This window comes from Paracoccus isoporae (genome assembly GCF_900101865.1).
Taxonomy (GTDB): Bacteria; Pseudomonadota; Alphaproteobacteria; order Rhodobacterales; family Rhodobacteraceae; genus Paracoccus; species Paracoccus isoporae.
On the sequence record NZ_FNAH01000003.1, the window covers coordinates 170,414 to 185,563 of the forward strand.

Annotated in this window: 17 protein-coding genes; 10 read left to right on the forward strand and 7 right to left on the reverse strand. The window is 68.1% G+C overall.

What is annotated here, in order from left to right:
* Window positions 1–15: 15 nt before the first annotated feature.
* The 7 genes from BLT73_RS07135 to BLT73_RS07165 are packed head-to-tail and all read right to left on the reverse strand — an operon-like array spanning window position 16 to window position 5,362.
* Window positions 16–777 carry a flagellar biosynthetic protein FliR gene (locus BLT73_RS07135; RefSeq protein WP_090522290.1) on the reverse strand — a complete coding sequence of 254 codons (762 nt, stop codon included), beginning with the start codon at window positions 775–777 and terminating at the stop codon, window positions 16–18.
* Complete coding sequence (locus tag BLT73_RS07140) at window positions 771–2,867, reverse strand: flagellar biosynthesis protein FlhA (protein WP_090522292.1); 2,097 nt, start codon at window positions 2,865–2,867, stop codon at window positions 771–773. The genes BLT73_RS07135 and BLT73_RS07140 overlap by 7 nt, the downstream gene beginning before the upstream one ends.
* Window positions 2,857–3,162: a hypothetical protein gene (locus BLT73_RS07145; protein WP_143025639.1), complete on the reverse strand. Its 306-nt coding sequence runs from the start codon at window positions 3,160–3,162 to the stop codon at window positions 2,857–2,859. Before BLT73_RS07145 ends, BLT73_RS07140 begins: the two co-directional genes overlap by 11 nt.
* Window positions 3,162–4,028, reverse strand: coding sequence for a flagellar motor stator protein MotA (gene motA / locus BLT73_RS07150; protein ID WP_090522296.1), 867 nt, complete (start codon window positions 4,026–4,028; stop codon window positions 3,162–3,164). The genes BLT73_RS07145 and motA overlap by 1 nt, the downstream gene beginning before the upstream one ends.
* Window positions 4,028–4,561, reverse strand: coding sequence for a MotE family protein (locus tag BLT73_RS07155; RefSeq protein ID WP_090522298.1), 534 nt, complete (start codon window positions 4,559–4,561; stop codon window positions 4,028–4,030). The genes motA and BLT73_RS07155 overlap by 1 nt, the downstream gene beginning before the upstream one ends.
* A gap of 1 nt (window position 4,562) precedes the next feature.
* Window positions 4,563–4,907 carry a hypothetical protein gene (locus tag BLT73_RS07160; RefSeq protein ID WP_245727151.1) on the reverse strand — a complete coding sequence of 115 codons (345 nt, stop codon included), beginning with the start codon at window positions 4,905–4,907 and terminating at the stop codon, window positions 4,563–4,565.
* Window positions 4,904–5,362, reverse strand: a complete 459-nt coding sequence (locus BLT73_RS07165) for a flagellar basal body-associated FliL family protein (RefSeq protein WP_090522300.1) — start codon at window positions 5,360–5,362, stop codon at window positions 4,904–4,906. Before BLT73_RS07165 ends, BLT73_RS07160 begins: the two co-directional genes overlap by 4 nt.
* Before the next feature lie 109 nt (window positions 5,363–5,471).
* On the opposite strand from BLT73_RS07165, the gene fliF reads away from it, so the two are divergent.
* From fliF to BLT73_RS07210, 10 genes are all read left to right on the forward strand, one after another.
* Window positions 5,472–7,070, forward strand: a complete 1,599-nt coding sequence (gene fliF / locus BLT73_RS07170; RefSeq protein WP_245727157.1) for a flagellar basal-body MS-ring/collar protein FliF — start codon at window positions 5,472–5,474, stop codon at window positions 7,068–7,070.
* Window positions 7,067–7,615, forward strand: coding sequence for a hypothetical protein (locus BLT73_RS07175; RefSeq protein ID WP_090522304.1), 549 nt, complete (start codon window positions 7,067–7,069; stop codon window positions 7,613–7,615). Before fliF ends, BLT73_RS07175 begins: the two co-directional genes overlap by 4 nt.
* On the forward strand, window positions 7,615–7,875 hold the full coding sequence (locus BLT73_RS07180; RefSeq protein ID WP_245727159.1) for a FliM/FliN family flagellar motor C-terminal domain-containing protein: 261 nt from the start codon (window positions 7,615–7,617) through the stop codon (window positions 7,873–7,875). Before BLT73_RS07175 ends, BLT73_RS07180 begins: the two co-directional genes overlap by 1 nt.
* A gap of 269 nt (window positions 7,876–8,144) precedes the next feature.
* Entirely contained in the window at window positions 8,145–8,804 is a 660-nt protein-coding gene (locus BLT73_RS07185) for a flagellar type III secretion system pore protein FliP (RefSeq protein ID WP_425438808.1), read from the forward strand.
* 117 nt (window positions 8,805–8,921) lie between these two features.
* Entirely contained in the window at window positions 8,922–9,944 is a 1,023-nt protein-coding gene (hslO, locus tag BLT73_RS07190) for an Hsp33 family molecular chaperone HslO (RefSeq protein WP_090522310.1), read from the forward strand.
* Window positions 9,941–10,630: an NUDIX hydrolase gene (locus BLT73_RS07195; RefSeq protein ID WP_090522312.1), complete on the forward strand. Its 690-nt coding sequence runs from the start codon at window positions 9,941–9,943 to the stop codon at window positions 10,628–10,630. Before hslO ends, BLT73_RS07195 begins: the two co-directional genes overlap by 4 nt.
* A complete protein-coding gene (locus BLT73_RS07200) occupies window positions 10,627–11,784 on the forward strand; it encodes a CCA tRNA nucleotidyltransferase (RefSeq protein ID WP_090522314.1) in 1,158 nt (385 codons plus the stop codon). The genes BLT73_RS07195 and BLT73_RS07200 overlap by 4 nt, the downstream gene beginning before the upstream one ends.
* Complete coding sequence (locus tag BLT73_RS07205; protein WP_090522316.1) at window positions 11,784–13,658, forward strand: ABC transporter ATP-binding protein; 1,875 nt, start codon at window positions 11,784–11,786, stop codon at window positions 13,656–13,658. The genes BLT73_RS07200 and BLT73_RS07205 overlap by 1 nt, the downstream gene beginning before the upstream one ends.
* Before the next feature lie 32 nt (window positions 13,659–13,690).
* Window positions 13,691–13,846 (forward strand): hypothetical protein, encoded by a 156-nt coding sequence (locus BLT73_RS17260; protein ID WP_176804985.1) that lies wholly within the window; start codon window positions 13,691–13,693, stop codon window positions 13,844–13,846.
* On the forward strand, window positions 13,839–15,083 hold the full coding sequence (locus tag BLT73_RS07210) for a class I SAM-dependent RNA methyltransferase (protein ID WP_090522317.1): 1,245 nt from the start codon (window positions 13,839–13,841) through the stop codon (window positions 15,081–15,083). The genes BLT73_RS17260 and BLT73_RS07210 overlap by 8 nt, the downstream gene beginning before the upstream one ends.
* Window positions 15,084–15,150: the final 67 nt, after the last annotated feature.

A 15,150-nucleotide genomic window follows, 5' to 3' on the forward strand; every position in this document is an offset into this window, starting at 1 on the left:
GGATGCGTTCCCGGCTCATCGCAGCCCCGCCCGCAGCACCGCCTCGGCCCAGATGGCCAGGATGGAGGGGGACAGCGCCGCAAGCACGATCAGCGCCAGCCCGATGATGATGGGCGCGCCGATGAACACCACCGGCAGGGCGGGCATGACCCGGTTCACGATCCCTGCGAGCATTTGATAGAGCAGCCCGCCCAGAATGAAGGGCGAGGCCATGGTCATGGCCAGCATGAAGGATGTCGCAAACAGCCCGATCAGCCCCGGCAGCAACTGTACGGGATCGACGCCCCGCCCGGCCGGGAAGATCGCATATCCCTGCGCCACCAGATCCAGCAGCATCAGCGGCAGGCTCATCGCCATCAGCAGCGCCATCCCGGCGAGGTGGTAGACCTGGCCGATCGGATGCGGCGCGGCCTCCATCCCGGTGCCAATCAGCTGTGACAGCGACGCGGTCGCGGCAATGGCGGTGCTGGCCATGTGCAGTGCGAATGCGATGATCCGCGCCGGAGCGGCGATGAGCCCGCCGATCAGCAATTCCGCCAGGCAGCGCAGCAGGACCGTGCCAATTGCGCCCACCTCCGCGGAGGGCAATTGCGGGCCACCCGCGAGTTCCGCGGAAAGCGGCGCCAACGCCATCGCGGCGGCGATGCGGACCCGCTGCGGCACCACGCGGTCGGAGAAGGCGGGGAGCACCAGAAGAACGCCCTGGACACGGAAATAGCCGAGGATGATCGGCTCGATCAGCCCGGTCAGATCCGCTGGCGAGCTGATGGTCAGCATCCCCCGCGCTCGATCACCGCAACCAGGCTGACATTCGCCGCCGGATCGATATCCGACAAAGCCAGGACCGGAAGGTCCATCTCATAGGCCCGCAGGATATCCCGCACCTGCCGGCGCCGGTGATCCGCGACGGCCAGCACCGGGGCGCGGCTCATGTCCAGCTCCGGCAGGGCTGCGCGTAGCTGTTGAAGAAGCTGCCGGTTCAACTCGGCCACCGGCAGCGCGGCGGATTGGGGGCGGTTGGCCTGCTCCTCGGCCATGACGAACGCGGCCTCCCAGTCGGGATGCAGCTGCAGGACGGCCAGCTCGCCCGTGCGCCCGGCAAACGCCTGGGTGATCTGTCCGCGCAGCCGGGGCCGGATGGCTTCGTAGACCTGCGCGGGAGAACCGGCCTCGCGGCACTCATGCACCGCATCGACGATCAGCGGCAGGTTGCGGATCGAGATCCGCTCCGCCAGCATCTGCCGCAGCACGCCGATCAGCAATTCGGGCGACAGCTTGTCAGGCAGCATCGCCTCGAAATAGCTGCGATAGCCGCGTGCGCGATCGGGTTCGGACACATCCTTCAGCTCGGAGATCAGCCGCTGCATGGCATTCATGGTCAGCAGCTCCGGCAAATAGGCCTGCACCACCTCAAGCAGATGCGTCGACAGAACCTCCATCGGCGTCACGATGGTCGCCCCGGTGATCGCCACCTCCTCGCGCTGCTCCGCCGGGAACCATTTTGCGGGGGTGCCGAAGACGGGCTCCTTCACCGTGTCGCCGTCCACCTGCCCGAGCAGCGCCTCCTCCGCGAGGGCAAGCAACTGACCGGATTGCAGCGCACCGCGGCCCCGCACCACCCCGTGCACGCGGATCAGATAGGCAAGCGGGGGGACGGCCGGGTCATCGGTGATGCGGATCTCGGGCAGGATGATGCCGAAGCTGCGCGCGACATGCAGGCGCATATTGGCGATCCGCGCGGCCAGGCCGCGCGCGGGATCGAGCGCCTCGGTGACCAGATCCGGTCCGATCTCGACGATGATCTCGTCCATGTCCAACTCGTCCCCGATCCGGGGGGCGGGCGGCGCGGCCTCATCCTGCGGGGTGTCTGGCGCAATGGCAGCATGCTGACGGCGGCGGAGATGCCACGAGATGCCGCCAAGCGCCGCGGCCAGTGCCAGAAACAGCAGCGGTGGCATGCCTGGCACCACAGACATCAGGCACATCGTCGCCGCAACCACCGCCGGCACGCGCCAGTCCGACGCCGCCTGGCCCAGCACCATCTCGGACGTATCCTGTTGCGCGCCGCCCCGCGACAGAAGCAGCGCCGCCGCCATGGAGGTGATCAGCGACGGCACCTGGCTGACCAACCCGTCACCGATGGTCAACTGCGCATAGTTCTGCAGTGCCGCACCCAGAGACAGCCCGTGCACCGCGACGCCCGTCGCGATTCCCACCAATAGGTTGATCAGGATAATGACAATGCCGGCGATGGCATCGCCCTTGACGAATTTCGACGCCCCGTCGAGCGAGCCGAAGAAGGCGATCTCGCGCTGCTCGTGTTCGCGGCGTCGCTTGGCCTCTTCATGGTCGATGGCGCCGCAATTCAGATCGCCGTCGATCGCCAGTTGCCGGCCCGGCAGGCTGTCCAGGGCAAACCGCGCCGACACCTCGGCCATCCGGCCCGCCCCTTTGGTGATGACGATGAAATTCACCGCGGAGATCACGGCGAAGATGGTCAGCCCGGTCAGCACCGACCCGCCGGCGACAAACTCCGAAAATCCGCTGATCACATGGCCCGCGGCGCCGGGGCCGGTCTGGCCCTCGGTCAGGATGAGCCGGGTCGAGGACACGTTCAGCGACAGCCGGATCACCAGGGATACCAGCAGCATCACCGGAAAAGCCTGGAAGTCCGTGGGACGCGCAACGGTCGAGGCCATCACCAGGATCATCGTGGCCGTGGCGATCGAGATGGCGATGCCGAAATCCATCAGGACGGGCGGAATCGGCACGACCATGGTCATCACCACCAGCACCAGCCCCCCGGTCATGGCGGCGCTGCGCAGCCCGGTCTGATCCCATGATCGACGGACCGCCTCAGTCTGCATTGTCTGTGTCCGAAATCGGATGGGCTGGCGCGGGCGGCGCGGCCGGGGCGGCGACACCCATCAAAAGCCGTTCGAGCGGCATCTCTGCCCCGGTCAGCAAGCCGGAGCGTCGCAGATAGATGACGGCCAGAAACCGGTCCGAGGCCCGGTCCAGACGATCCAGGTCGAGCAGCAGCGCGCGCGGCATGGCGCGTCCCGACAAAAGGATGCGGTCCACCTCGCTCGTGAAGTCGTGCAAGCTCGGGCGCGCAGGCGCATCGGAGATCGCCGCGGACAGAAGCATCGCCATCAGCATCAGGCCGCCCTTTTCAGTTCGCGCAGCGCGTTTTCGAGGGCAAGGAAACTCGGCCTGATCTGTTCGGGCGAGGATTGGCGGCCGACCTCCACGCACAGATTGGTGGCGTGATGATGCAGCCCCGCAACAAGGACGGATTTGATCACGTCATAGAACGACATGTCGTGTTTCTTGACCGCTGCGAGCCGATGCGCCAGCGGCGCCACCAGCCCATAGGCCAGGAACACGCCCAGAAACGTGCCGACGAGCGCCGAGCCGATCATCTTGCCCAGCACCTCCGGCGGCTGATCGATGGAACCCATCGTCTTGATGACGCCCAGCACGGCCGCGACGATCCCAAGTGCCGGCAAGGCATCCGCCGTCGCGCCAAGCGCATGCGGCACATGCATCTGCTCGTCCTTGATGAGTGTGATGCGCTTCGACAGCATCTCCTCCACCTGGTAGGGATCGTCGTAATTCAGGCTGGCCGATCGCAGCGTGTCGGAGATGATCGATACAGCCTCCCGATCCGCGAGAATCCGCGGATAGGCCCGGAAGATCTCGCTCTGCTCCGGGGTCTCGACATGCTCCTCCAGCTCGACGGGATTGCTGCGCGCGAGACGCAGAAGCTGGAACATCAGGCACAACAGATCTTCGTGATCCTGCCCGTGCCATCGCGGTCCGCGGAAGGCCTGGATCATCGTGGGCAGGGTCGCCTTCAGCACATCGCCGCTGTTCGACAGGATATAGGAACCGAGCGCCGCGCCGCCGATGATCATTATCTCGAACGGCAGCGCCTCCAGGATCACGTCCATATGTCCGCCGGCCAGCGTGTAGCCGCCGAACACCATCGCGAAGGTCAACAGGATGCCGATTGCGCCGAACATCACCTCTCCCGCGCGTTGCCGGCGCTGCGCGCGCCCATATAGGTTGTCAGCACCGCCGCCTTTTCCGGTGCGATGGCCGCCACGATCCGGGCCCCCGAGTCCGGGTGGATCCTGATCAGCAATTCGGCGGCGAATTCCTCTGGCAGGCTGGAAATGACCGCCGCCGCGTCGCGCGGTTTCATCGCCTGGTAGAGCGCGACGATGCGGTCCGCATCTGCCGCGACCTCCTGCTGATCGCGGGTTCTCGACAACGATTGCCGCTCGCGGGCCGCGCTCAGCCGGTCAAGCTCAGCCTTCAGCGCGGCGCGCGCAGTTTCGATCTCGGCGCGGCGATCATCGAGATTTTGCAAGGCCTTGGCCATCCGGTCCCGGCGGATCTGCAAGTTTTCGACGAGCGCGACCACCTCGGGCACGTCCCCGCACCCCGCCAGCAGTCCCGCGGCAGGATCGTCGGGATCGCGCGGGGCAGCCCTCTCTTGCAGGGCAAGCGCCGTCATGGGCAATGCCGCCGCGATGATCAGGCCCAGCATCATCCTAGGCATCCGCCTGCTCCGTGACCGTGGCGCGCCGCCGCAAGCGACGCGCGGGGGGCCTTGCGGATTGCGTCAGTTCCGATTGCAACGCCCAATAGGCGCGCTCGCCCCGCGCCTTTTCCACCGCCTTCAGCAGCTCTTCACCGGCGGATGTCGCCTCGGCCCTTGCTTCCCTGATCGCGCGGTCGAGCCGCGAAATCTCCGTGGTCATCACGGCGATGGCCCCGCCCAAGCCCGTCTCGAGGTTGTTCAGCCGGCGGAGACGACGCGACAGAAGCCAGCAATAGAAGGCGAGCGGCAGCATGAGGATGGCCGGGATCAGCGGCAGGATCACCGTCATCGTCATCGGATGCTGAACTCCGTTATCAACACGGCATCAATCGGGGTGTCTTGCGCGGTTTCGGCCGCGCGCCGTTCGAGTTCGAGGCGGATGATTTCCAGCACGCCCCGCCGGTCAAACGCCGCCGGGGCGATGCCGGACAGAAAGCTGTTGAAGCTGTCCGACAGGCGCGGGATCTGCGCCGCGACTGCCGAGGTCGAGCTCGCATCCGTCTCCAGCACGATGCGCAGGACCAGTTCTCCGCCGTCGCGGCCGAGCGGCACGGTGATGCGCGGCATCTCGACATAGGCGACCGAGTCCGCATCTCCGCCGCCCCTGAGTGATGACAAGACTCGCGGGACGTCGGTCATGTCGCGGTACCCGGCGGTAAACGCGGCCAGCCCGCCCGCCAATGCGGCGACCGGCAGACCCATCCTGCCGAATGTCATGCGTGTTCGGGGCGGCGTTGCCGTTTCGGCCATCGTGATTCTCCTCTGTCGAGTCGAGGGAATAGCAGCGCCGGACTAACCAATAATTAAACGCCGCCATGCCACCAAGACAGCGAGTTCAGGGCGAATCGCGGGGCGGATCTTGCGGGATATCAGGGAATTCTGGGGTGGGCGAAACCTTCGGCAGCGTCAGGCGATCATCGCCGGGTTCGCGTTTGGGCTTCTGGCAGTGTTGGCCGTGATCGCCATGGCCGGGCGGACGGATATGGCGCTTCTCTATTCCGGTCTGGACGATATGCAGGCCGCCCCCGTGGTCGCGCAGCTTGACGCAAATGGCACGCCATACGACATCCGCAACGGCTCGATCTGGGTGGCAGCAGCGCAGCGCGACCGGATCCGGATGGAACTGGCGGCGAAAAACCTGCCGCAAATGACCGGCGCGGGCTACGAGATCCTCGACGACATGTCCGGCTTCAGCACCACCTCGCAGATGTTCGACGCGGCCTATTGGCGCGCCAAGGAAGGGGAGCTGGCGCGGACGATCCTCGCCCTGCCGGATATCCGCTCGGCGCGGGTTCATCTCAGCGTGCCGCAAGCGCGGGGCTATCGTGACCGCGACGCAGGTGCAGCGTCGGTGACCGTCGTGACCGGTGGCACAGCACTCGCCCCGGCGCAGGCCGACGCGATGCGCCATCTGGTCGCCTCCGCGGTTCCTCGGCTCGACCCCGGCGACGTGGCCGTGATCGACAGCCGGCACGGGGTGATCCAGCCTGCGACGGATCTCGGGGCGCAGGATCACGAGTCGCGGATGCGCGAGAATGTGGAGCGGATCCTCGCCGCGCAGGTCGGTCCCGGCAATGCGGTCGTCGAATTGAGTGTCGAGCTGGTGACCGAATCCGAGCAGCTTGTGGAGCGGCAATTCGATCCGGCGCAGCGGACGCTGATCTCGGAGGAGAACGAGGAGCTGATCGACGAAAGCAGCCAGGCCGGCGGCGCGGCCGTGACTGCGGCCTCCAACCTGCCGGATCGCGCGCAGCAGGACGGTGACCGGCAGAGCGCGCAGCGCGCCGAAACCCGCAGCCGGGCGAATTACGAGGTCGGCAGTGTCACCCGGCAGGTCGACCGGCAGCCCGGCGCGATCCGCCGGCTGAGCGTCGCGGTCCTGCTGAACGGTCTTGCGCGCGTCGATGCCAATGGCGAAACCGAGATCCTGCCCCGAAGCGAGCAGGACATGGCCGGGATCGAGGCGCTCGTGGCCGCCGCGGTCGGGTTCGACCCCGCGCGGGGCGACAGGATCACCGTCAGATCGATGCCCTTCGCGTCCCCCGATCCGGTCGGGACCAATGCGGTGGGCGCAACGCCGCTGACGGAGCGGTTGCCGCTGGATTGGCTGGCCCGCATGGCCTTGCTTGGGGTGCTGGCGATCATTGCACTCGCCGTGGTTCTGCGTCGCCTGGGCCGGACAGGGGGCGAGGGGAAATCCGCGGCCCAGCCGGACCTGGCGCTTCCGATGGCCCCTGGTCCGGTCGTGGCGGACGAGACGGCATCGCAGCAAGACACCGGTTCGGCGGCGGAACTCCCGATGATCTCCATGACCGCAGCGGAGTTCGATTTTGACAATTCGTCCGCGACCACGGGGGATCCGGTCGCCCGGCTCAGGGCCTTGATGCAGGAACGCCAGGAGGAAACCGTGCTGCTGCTCGATGGCTGGATCAGGAATGACGAAAGATCGCGCGCATGAGCACGGCGCAGAGATTCGAAGATTTCTCCGCCGCGCCTGACGCGCCTGCGCCGGTCTTCGGCGCAAGTCAGATGGCAGAGGCATATCGCCGCGGGGTCGCGGATGGAGAGGCCAGAGCGAATGCGACATTGCGGGCGGATCTGCTTCGGGCCTTGCAGGACGCGGCGCGGCAGGCGCAGGCAACGGAGGAGTTGCGCCAATCCGTCCGCCGCGAAACGCTGGACACGATTTATCCGGTTCTGTCCGCGGTCACCGATTTGCTGGCCGCGGAAGGGACCGCGCGGCTCCTGTCGCTGCTGCGCTCGGAAATCGACCGGGTGGTTCTTTCGGGCGCCACACCGATCTGCCGGATCGACGCGCCTGACGCGTTCATCGCGCTGCTCGGGCAGGAGCTGGAACGCGCCGGTCTGGACGATGTGCAGCTTCACCCTCATGACCGCACCGAGATCCGCTTCCATGCCGGCCGGATCGAGATCGACCAGCCCGCCCTTGTCGCCGGGGTCCGGGCCATCCTGTCTGAACTGCATGACGCGGAGGAAAGCTGATGGACCAGGCCTCGATCATCGCGACCGAGCAGATTCCCGTGGAAGTGACGATCCGCATCGGACGGCGACGCATGACGGTGGCGGAAATCGCCGCGCTGCGGGAGAGCGATGTCATCCCGCTCGAGCAGACACTGGCCGAACAGGTCGAGCTCTGCGTCGGCGATCACGTCATCGCCACGGCGGAGCTTGTCGCGGGCGAGGATGAGGAGGCACCGCTGATGCTGCGCATCTCCGACGCAAAGGGTGCCGAAGCGGGATGAGGCGCGCCTTGCAGGCACACCGGCCGGATGCGCGGCGGTCGGCCGGACGCGCGTTTGGCCGTCGCGGAATGCGGCGGAAAGATATCTGCGCGTGGACCGGCCGACACGGCGCGTTGACGTGCCTGGCCCCCGCGGCGGTCGCCGCCACGATCGTGGCGCTTCTGCTGGCCGGTGGCGTCACGGCGCAGGAGGTTCAGTCAACGGCCCCGGCCGGTGATTTCGGCCCCCTGCCCGATGCGGAGACCATGATGTCCCGTACCGCCGACGCGATGAGGAACATCGCGGACACCGATGGCGAGGGCTCCGGCAAGGGCGTCGGACAGAGCGCGATCCTGCTGTTTCTCGGCCTGACCATCCTGTCGCTGGCCCCGGCCATCGCCATCACCGTGACCTGCTTTCCCTTCATGGTCACGATCCTGTCGATCCTGCGGCAATCGCTTGGCCTGCAGCAATCCCCGCCCAACATGCTCATCGTCAGCCTGTCCGTCTTCCTGACGTGGTTCGTCATGGACCCGGTGCTGACAGAGGCCTGGTCACTCGCCGCCCCGCCGCTTTCGGCGGGCGAGATCGGCGTGATGGAGGCATTGGGCCGCGCCATCGGGCCGTTCGAGCGGTTTATGGCGGCCCGCGTCGATCCTAGCGTCATCGACCATCTGCGCGACCTGGCCCCGCCGGATGCCGGCGGCGATGGGCTGAAACTGCTGATCCCGTCCTTCATGCTGTCGGAGCTGCAGCGCGCCTTCGAGATCGGCTTCCTGATTGCGCTGCCCTTCCTGATCATCGACCTGGTGGTCGCGGCGGTGCTGATGGCCATGGGGATGATGATGGTGCCGCCCGCGGTGGTCGCGCTGCCCTTCAAGCTGGCCTTCTTCGTGGTGGTGGATGGCTGGACCCTGATCTCCGCTGCCCTGGTGCGGGGGTATCAGTAGGGATCTGGTCGGCTCATCGCGCACGCCCCGCGCCCGCCGCCCCTTGGGATCGCGGCGTGTTGCCCTATATTGGGCGGGACGCGCGCCGTCGCGGCGCCAGATATTCGAAGGATCATCATGTCGAAGATCAATCAGCTCGCCTGGGACGACACGGTCCTGCCGTTCCAGCTCGACCGCTCCTCGATTCGCGGGCGTGTGGCCCGGCTGGACGGGGTTCTGGACCATGTTCTCACCCGCCATGACTATCCCGCGCCGGTCGCGGCGGCGGTGGCCGAGGTCGCGCTGCTGACCGCGCTGATCGGCCCGACCATCAAGCTGCGCTGGAAGCTGTCGATCCAGGTCCGCGGCACCGGCCCGATCCGCACCATCGCGGCGGATTACTATGCCCCGGAAACCGATGACGGCCCGGCCCGCATCCGGGCCTGGGCCAGCTTCGATGCCGACCGGCTGGACGAAGCGGCGGGACATTTCTACCAGATCGGGGACGGGTATTTCGCAATCCTGATCGACCAGGGCAGCGGCACCCAGCCCTATCAGGGCATCACGCCGCTCGCGGGCGGATCGCTCGCGGCCTGCGCGGGCACGTATTTTGCCCAGTCAGAGCAGCTTCCGACCAGCTTTTCGCTGTCCTACGGCCAGTCGATGCTGCCCGGCCAGGGCACGCAGTGGCGGGCCGGCGGCATCATGCTGCAGACGCTTCCCGCCGAGCCGGTCCGGGAGGCCGAAGGCGGCAGCGGCGAGGCCGGGCTGATCGAGGCCGCCGATATCCTGCAAGGCGCGGAATCGGAAGACTGGAACCGGGCCAACCACCTGCTGTCCACGGTCGAGGAGATGGAGCTGATCGGCCCGACGCTCGCCCCCACCGATCTCCTCATCCGGCTGTTCCACGAAGAACAGCCGCGCGTCTTCGACCCGCAGCGCGTCGAGTTCGGCTGCTCCTGCAGCGAGGAGAAGGTGCGCGATACGCTGTCCATCTACTCGCAGAAGGACATCGCGCATATGACGACCGAGGCGGGGATCGTGACCGCGGATTGCCAGTTCTGCGGCGCGCATTACGAGTTCGATCCGAAATCGCTGGGGTTCGAGGCCGAAATCGACGTGGACGGCAAGACGCTGCCGCCGCCAGCCGCCGCGGAATGAGCCGAGGCGCCGATCTCTCGCCGCTGGCCCGCCGGGCGCCGGACAGGACCGGGACGCCGGACCCGGCCCGTCCGGTCGGGTTCGGCGGCGGGATTTCGGGCGCGGACCTGTCGGCGCGGCTCACCGCGGCGCTGCGTCACGACACGCCGCCAAGTTCGGATTTCGAGCCGGACAGCCGGCTGAAACCGCCGGAGGATCAGCTCCGCGCGGCCGGGGTGCTGCTGGCGTTTCACGAAGCCGACGGACGGCTGTTTCTGACCAAACGCGCCGCCACGATGCGCCACCATCCGGGCCAGATTTCCCTGCCCGGCGGCAAGGTCGATCCGGGCGACGCGGATGCGCGCGCGGCCGCGCTGCGCGAAGCGCATGAAGAAATCGGCCTCGATCCGGCGCAGCTTCGGATCATCGGCACGCTGCCGCCGCACCGCACGGTCACCCTGTTCCGCATCACCCCGCTGGTCGCCGTCATTCGCGGCCCGTTCGCGCCCCGCCCCGAGCCCGGCGAGGTGGCGGAGGCATTCACACTGCCCTTCGCCCATATTGCAGATCCGGCGAATTACCGGCGCGAGGGCCGGGTGTGGCGGGGCCAGTGGCGGCCCTATCTCGTCGCGCCTTACGGGCCTTACTACCTCTGGGGTGCGACGGCGCGGATCCTGTTCGGCCTCGCCCAGAGACTCGCGCAATGAGGCTGGAGGCGGCCTTTCTGTCCGACGCGGCGCTGCGCCGCGTCTTCGCGCTGATGGAGGCGGGTGGGCATCGGGCCTATGTCGTTGGCGGCGCGGTGCGCAACGCGCTGATGGGACGCGTGGTCAGCGATGTCGATCTGGCGACAGATGCGCCCCCCGGACGCGTCGTCGAACTGGCGCGGGCAAGCGGCATCAAGGCCGTCCCGACGGGGATCGAGCACGGGACCGTCACCCTGATCGTGGACGGAACCGCGTTCGAGATCACCACATTTCGCCGCGATGTCGAGACCGATGGCCGCCGCGCCGTCGTCGCCTTTTCCGCCAGCGTCGCGGATGATGCCGCACGGCGCGATTTCACCATGAACGCGCTCTACGCCGATGCCGCGGGCGACTTGCTGGACCCGGTGGGCGGCCTGGCCGATCTGCGCCACCGGGAGATCCGCTTTGTCGGCACCCCCATCGACCGCATCCGCGAGGATTATCTGCGCATCCTGCGCTTTTTCCGCTTCCTGGCCTGGTATGGCGAGACGAGCGCACCGGAAGCGCTCGACGCCATTCGCGCGAGCGTGGCGGGGCTGGCGCGGGTCTCGGCGGAACGGATCGGGGCGGAGCTGCGCAAGTTGCTGGCCGCCCCCGATCCCGCCCCCGCCGTCACGCTGATGGAGGAGACCGGCGTGTTGCAGCAGATCCTGCCGGGCGCCGATGCGGGCAGGCTGGCGCGGCTGGCGGAGGTCGAGGCGGAACATGGCGCAACCGCCGACTGGCGGCGCCGGCTCGCCGCACTCGGCGCGGCGGATGCCGGCGACCGGCTGCGGCTGTCGCGGGCCGAGGCAGGCTATCTGCGCGACATCGCGGCGGCATCGGAGATGGATGCTGGCGAGGCGGCATATCGCCTCGGCACCGAGGTGGCGCGGGACATGGCGCTGATCCGACTGGCGCATGGCGCGGCACTGCCCGCGGACTGGACGGCGCAAATCCGCCGCGCGGCGGAGGCGCCCCTGCCGGTGCAGGCGCGCGACCTGATGCCCGCGCTTACCGGCCCGGCGCTTGGCCGTGGGCTGAAACTGGCCGAGACGCTGTGGATCGAAACCGGGTTCACGGCGTCGAAACCGGCCCTGATCGACGCGGCGCTTCTGGCGGCGGAGGAGCCGTGATGAACCTGCATGCCCCCTTCGCCCGCCAGATCGACGCGTTCCGGCCCGCCGACGGACCGCCCCCGCAAAGCCTGCTGCGTTTTATCGGCTGGGCGCTGAAGGGTTCGGGCAAGGGGCTGGGCATCGCCGGGGCGAGCTCTGCCGCCAGCGGGGCGGCGGATGTCATTTCCGCCACGCTGCTCGGCGCGGTGATCGATTCCGTCACCACTGCCGATCCGCAGAATGTCTGGGCCGAAAGCGGGGCGGTGATCGCCGGATTCGTGCTGTTCTTCCTGGTCATCCGCCCGCTGATCCTCGGGCTGTCGACGGCGTCGTCCAATGTCATCATCGGGCCCAATGTGCTGCCGTTGGTGCTGTCGCGGCTGCATCGCTGGACGATGGGTCAGGCGGTGAGTTTCTTCGACAATGATTTCGCCGGGCGTCTGGCGCAGAAACAGATGCAGACCGCCCGCGCGATCACCGATTTCGCGTCGGAAATGGTCAATGTGGTGGCCTTCGCCCTTGCCGCGATCATTGGCTCCGCCGCGTTTCTCTTGTCCGTCGATGTGTGGGGCGCCGTGGCGCTGATCGCCTGGCTGGCCAGTTATGCGCTGCTGATCCGCTTCTTCCTGCCCCGCATCCGCGCGCGCTCGGCGGCGCGGGCCTCGGCGCGGGCGGCGGTGACCGGCCAGGTGGTCGATACGATCACCAATATCAAGACGGTCAAGCTGTTTGCCCATGCCGCGCACGAGGATCGCGCCGCGCTGTCTGCCATGGCCGGGTTTCGCGAACGGGCGCTTGATTTCGGCATCGTCTCGACCTGGTTCCGCCTGTCGCTGATGACGCTGGCGGGCATCCTGCCGGTGATCCTGATCGGCGGCGCCATCCTGCTGTGGCAGCAGGGTCAGGCGACGGCGGGCGACATCGCAGCCTCCGGGGCGATTGCGCTGCGCCTGTCGCAGATGTCCGGCTGGGTCAGCATGGCGCTGATGAGCATCTGGGGTTCGATCGGGGAGATCGAGGACGGGATGCAGACATTGGCCCCGCGTCACACGCTGACCGATGCCCCCGATGCCGTCACGCTGGACCAGGTGGACGGGCTGATCCGCTTTGACAGGGTCAGCTTCAACTATGGGCGCGAGGACGGCAAGGGCGGTGTGCAGGGGATCGATCTGACCATCCGGCCGGGCGAGCGGGTCGGGCTGGTCGGTGCCTCCGGCGCGGGGAAATCGACCCTCGTGGCGCTGCTGCTGCGGCTCTATGATGTCGAGGCGGGACGGGTGCTGATCGACGGGCGCGACGTGCGCGACGTCACCCAGGAAAGCCTGCGCCGCCAGATCGGCATGGTCACGCAGGAAACCGCCATGTTCAACCGCTCGGCCCGCGACAATATCCGCTATGGCAGCCCGGATGCGAGCGACGGCGCCATCGCCGAGGCAGCGGCCGCCGCCGAGGCCGATCAGTTCATCGCCGACATGCAGGACCATACCGGCCGGCGGGGCTATGACGCGTTTCTGGGCGAGCGCGGCGTGAAGCTCTCGGGCGGTCAGCGTCAGCGCATCGCGCTCGCCCGCGCCTTCCTGAAGAACGCGCCGATCCTGATCCTCGACGAGGCGACATCGGCGCTCGACAGCGAGGTGGAGGCGGCGATCCAAGATTCGCTCGACCGGGTGATGACCGGCAAGACCGTGCTGGCCATCGCGCATCGCCTGTCCACCATCGCGGAGATGGACCGGATCGTGGTGCTGGAGGAGGGGCGGATCGTGGAACAGGGCAGCCACGCCGAATTGCTGGCGCAGGGCGGCACCTATGCCCGCTACTGGAGCCGGCAATCCGGCGGATTCCTGGGTGTCGACGAGGCGGACGGGGTGACAAGCGCCACCGCAACCGCCTAGACAGCACCGAGATGCCACGCAAGGAAGCTGCCATGCTGCCCCGCCTGATCGCCTTTGCCGCGCTGCTCGCCCTCGCCGCCTGCGCCAGCACGCCCGAGCGCCGGGCCCTCGACGATTTCAACAGCACGGTCGGCACCGCCAACCAGACCGTCTCCAATATCCGCCTGATCCGGTCGCTGGTTGACTGACGCCGCCACGACGGAATGGCGCGTCGATCGGCTGGGCCGGCGCGGCGATGGCATCCTGTCCGGCCCGGATGGGCGCAGCGCCTTGGCGGGCCGGGTCCTGCCGGGCGAGATCATCACCGGCACACCGGACGATACAGGCCGGGTCATGGACCCCCGAATCGTCACCCCCTCCGCCCATCGCATCACCCCACCCTGCCCGCATTACGCGCAATGCGGAAGCTGCAGCCTCATGCATGCCACGGACGGGTTCGTCGCGGGATGGAAGGCCGGAATGGTCCGCGCGGCGCTTTCGGCGCACGGCATCGAGGCGGAGATTGCGGGTGTGGCGACCTCTCCGCCCGCATCGCGCCGCCGGGCGGTGCTGTCGGGTCGGCGGACAAAGAAGGGCGCGCGGCTGGGGTTTCACGGCCGGGCTTCGGACCAGATCGTCGATCTGGGGGAATGCCGGGTGCTGCGCCCTGCCATCGTCGCCACCCTTCCGGTGTTGCGCGACATTGTCGCGGTCGGCGCCTCGCGCGGGGCCGAACTGGCGCTGACCGTGACCGAGACCGGCAGCGGCCTCGACGTGGCGGTCCAGGGCGGCAAGCCCCTCGATCCGAGTACGAGCGACCGGCTGCTGCGGCTGGCGGATGAGGGCGATCTGGCGAGGCTGGACTGGGACGGCACCGCCTTCACCCGCCGCGTGCCGGTTCTGCGGATGGGCCGGTCTGCGGTCACGCCGCCACCCGGCGCGTTCCTGCAGGCCACGGCAGAGGGAGAGGCGGCACTGCTCAGCGTCGTGCGCAAGGCGCTGAGCGGCGCGCGGCGGATCGTCGATCTTTTCGCCGGATGCGGCACGTTCACGCTGCCGCTCGCCACTCAGGCCGAAATCCATGCGGTCGAGGGCCTGTCCGCGCCCCTCGACGCGCTCGACACCGCATGGCGGGCCAGCACCGGGCTGCGCCGCGTGACCACCGAAACGCGCGATCTGGCGGCCCGGCCGCTTCTGCCCGATGAGCTGGCGGAATACGACGCCGCCATTATCGACCCGCCGCGCAGCGGCGCATCTGCGCAAGCCGAACAGCTTGCCGCCTCGACGCTGGAACGCGTCGCCTGGGTCAGTTGCGATCCGGTCAGCTTCGCCCGCGATGCCGCGACCATGGCCGGCGCGGGCTGGCGGATGGGGCCGGTCTATGTGGTGGACCAGTTCCGCTGGTCGCCCCATGTCGAGACGGTGACCGGTTTCACCCGCGACTGAATGGTGCCGCCAAGCCCCGGCCCTTCACCTGTCGCCACGCCAGCGGTGAATGGCGACGCGAGCTGAA